Below are 2,413 nucleotides of genomic sequence, written 5' to 3' on the forward strand. Positions count from 1 at the left end.
GGGCAGCGGAATCACATACGTCGGGGTGCGCTGCAGCATGGTGACGTGGGCGGACTGCTCGGTCATCGCCGGAACCAGGGTGACCGCGGTGGCGCCCGAGCCGATCACCACGACCCTCTTGCCCGTGTAGTCCAGATCCTCCGGCCAGTGCTGCGGGTGGATGATCTGGCCGGCGAACTCGTCGCGGCCGGGGAACTCGGGGGAGTAGCCGGCGCTGTAGTTGTAGTAGCCGGTGCCGGCAAAGATCCAGCGGGCTTTGACCACTTCGGTGGGCGCGTCGGGCTGCGCGGCGGTGTCGGCGACGGTGATGTGCCAGAGCTGCTCGGCGGTGGACCAGTCGGCGGCGATGGCCCGCCGGTGGTAGCGGATCTTGCCGGTGAGGTTGTCGTCGTTGATCGCCTCATGCAGGTAATCGAGAATGCGGGGCGCATCGGCGATCGCTTGCTCGTCGGTCCACGGCTTGAACTCGAAACCGAAAGTGTGCAGGTCCGAATCCGAGCGGATGCCGGGGTACTTGAACAGGTCCCAGGTGCCGCCGGCGGTGTGCCGGGACTCCAGGATGGCGAAGGACTTGGTCGGTTGTTCGACGGTCAGGTAATGGGCGGCGCCGATGCCCGAGATGCCGGCGCCGATGATCAGGACGTCGAGGATATCGGTGCGGGGTGCGGTGGTCATGGCATTCCATTCGGTCGGACGGGTCGAGTGGTGAGACGTGCACCACATCGGTTACTACCAATGATCAATGGAGCGATGGGCGGAGGCAAGAATAATCTGCACCACAATTACCGGGACGGATGTGCATAATCACCTCCATGACCGACGATCACCCGTTTGCGCGGAGCAGCCACGGCCCAGAACCGGTGAGTCCGGCGGTGGCCGAGCTGATCGCCACCGGTGCGCGCGCAGTATCTGACATTCCGGTGGAGTGGACCCGCGCCCTCGACGACAGCGTGCTGCGCGGGGTCGGGATGAGTCTGATTGCGGAGGACCCGGCGCTCGCCCAGATGTCCCTGGCCACCAACGCTGCCAATGTCGCGCATTGGGCGGAGTCCAACCGGACGGCGCCGGGCGAGCGGGTCAGCGTCGTGATCACCGATGAAGCCACCGTCTTTGTGCGGGAAGTGGTGCGGCGCGGGCTGGACTCGGGCGTACTGGACTCGTACCGGACCGCCCAGAATCTGGCCTGGCAACTGTGGCTGAAGATCTGTTTCGGACTCACCGACAATCCGGTGCTCCTGCGTGAACTCTTGGAGGTGACCTCGGCCTCGATTGCGGATTTCGTGGACGACACCGTCGCCGCGCTGGCGGAGATGATCGACGTGGCGCGAGCCGAACTCGCTGGCGACACCCACGCACAGCGGCGGGCGGCGGTGGCGCTGATTCTGCAGGGCGCACCGATCTCCCCCGCGCGGGCGCACACGCAATTGGGCTATCGGCTCGACGGCCCGCACCTGGCGGCGGTGATCTCCGGCGGTCCGGCGGTGAGTGTTGATCGCCTGGAGGCGATCTGCGAGGCGATCATGACCGCGAACGGCATCGGCCATCGGCTCACCGTGCTGGCGGGCATGTCCCAATTGTGGGTTTGGTTTCCCGCGCGGACCCTCACGGTGGACCCGAGCCTGGGCGGCGATGCGGCCGGGCCGGTGCGTGTTGCGCTCGGCTCCGCAGGTGAGGGCCGGGAGGGCTTTCGGCGCAGCCATTTCCAGGCCCTTGCCACCCACCGTGTGTTGGCCCGACTCGATGCGACGCGGACGGTGGCCCGCTATGACGACCTGCGATTGATCGACATGATGGTCGACGATGAAGAGCGGCTTGACGAGTTTCTGACCGCGACCCTGGGCGACTTACTCGACGCCGACCCAGAACTGGCGCAGTGTCTCCGTGTCTGGTTTGCCGAGCAGTGCAACGCCAGTGCTACTGCCGAGCGACTCTACGCGCACCGCAACACCGTGGTGCGCCGGCTCGCTCGGGCCGAGGAACTGCTGCCGATTCCGTTGTCGACCAACGCCATCACCGTCGCTGCGGCCCTGGAATTACACCACTGGCGCGGCCCGGAGCCAGGTCAGAGGACGGGCTGATAAGGGACGGCGGCGCTGACGGTCTCGTCGTGGGCGAGGGGTTTGCCCAGGAGCGGGAAGGCGCGCTGCGGGCAGGCTGGCCGGGCGCAAACCTTGCAGCCGGCGCCGATCGGGACCACCGTGCGCGCCTCGCGCACGTCGATCCCGGTCGCGTAGATCAGTTCGTCGGCGTGCGCCAGGTCGCAGCCGAGCCCGACGGCGAAGTCGGACGGCGTCGCAAGGTGCCCCTGCTGTACCCGGTCGGTGGTGCGGGCGAGCCAGAAGTACTCGCGGCCGTCAGGCATTTCAGCCACCTGGGTGTGGATCCGTCCCGGTGTGGAGAACGCATCGTGCAC

At 67.1% G+C, this 2,413-nt stretch carries 3 protein-coding genes; 1 reads left to right on the plus strand and 2 read right to left on the minus strand.

Going from position 1 to position 2,413, the window contains the following annotated elements; all coding sequences use genetic code 11:
- The coding region (locus tag WAW85_RS06495) for a flavin-containing monooxygenase (protein ID WP_422558815.1) at positions 1 to 675 on the minus strand (675 nt) is incomplete at its 3' end.
- A gap of 137 nt (positions 676 to 812) precedes the next feature.
- Here WAW85_RS06495 and WAW85_RS06500 point away from each other — a divergent pair.
- The gene (locus WAW85_RS06500; protein ID WP_422558816.1) at positions 813 to 2,078 is read left to right on the plus strand and encodes a PucR family transcriptional regulator; all 1,266 of its coding nucleotides are present in this window, start codon (positions 813 to 815) and stop codon (positions 2,076 to 2,078) included.
- Here WAW85_RS06500 and WAW85_RS06505 read toward each other — a convergent pair.
- On the minus strand, positions 2,063 to 2,413 hold a 351-nt coding region (locus WAW85_RS06505), incomplete at its 5' end, for a short-chain fatty acyl-CoA regulator family protein (RefSeq protein ID WP_422558817.1). The genes WAW85_RS06500 and WAW85_RS06505 overlap by 16 nt on opposite strands.

The sequence above is a fragment of the Gordonia sp. (in: high G+C Gram-positive bacteria) genome, assembly GCF_049299075.1.
GTDB lineage: Bacteria > Actinomycetota > Actinomycetes > Mycobacteriales > Mycobacteriaceae > Gordonia.

Excerpts from the sequence above, each read along its gene's own strand:
- WAW85_RS06500 (WP_422558816.1), top strand. The coding sequence starts at position 813 with ATGACCGACGATCACCCGTTTGCGCGGAGCAGCCACGGCCCAGAACCG.